This window comes from Pseudogemmobacter sp. TB195 (assembly GCF_058313095.1).
The window spans coordinates 1-502 of sequence record NZ_JBZEGG010000250.1; the positions used below are offsets into that span (position 1 = coordinate 1).

The 502-nt window shown below is 70.1% G+C and carries 1 protein-coding gene; it reads left to right on the top strand.

Translation table 11 applies throughout. The annotated features are described in order from the left end of the window. Nucleotides 1–199 (top strand): hypothetical protein (locus tag AC4FS3_RS29625; protein ID WP_491023515.1); only part of this gene is annotated, 199 nt, incomplete at its 5' end. Between the last annotated feature and the right edge of the window lie 303 nt (nt 200–502).

A 502-nucleotide genomic window follows, 5' to 3' on the forward strand; every position in this document is an offset into this window, starting at 1 on the left:
GAAGGGCGACTTCGTCGAGCGCCTGCGCCGGGGCGCCGACATGGCCACCGAACGCGCCACCGAAATGCGCAAGCTCGCCGACGCGGTCGACCCGCTCTACAAGACCCTGGACGACGGCCAGAAGCGCCGCCTCGGCATGTTGCTGCGCGCCAGCGTTCCGCATGGCATGGACCACCACAAGCACGGCAAGCGCCACTAACGCCAGTCAGGCGCCCTGGCTTCCGGGGCGCCATGACGGGACCTGGTCCCGCGCTGCCGGTCCTGCCGGCGCCGCGTTGGACCACCCCTTCTGCTCACCCGTTCTGAGCGGATTTTTGCAGACCCCGCCTCTTGACCACCGGATGACGCCGCCGCGCGTTATCCGGTTTTTTTTGGCGCCGCCGCCCGTCAGGCGGTTTCGCCCACGCCCGCCGTCGCCTGCTCCGCCCGAACCTGACCCCCGATCTGATCTGGCCGGTCTGGCCTGGCCAGTCTGATCTGGCCAGGCCCTCTGCCCGGACCG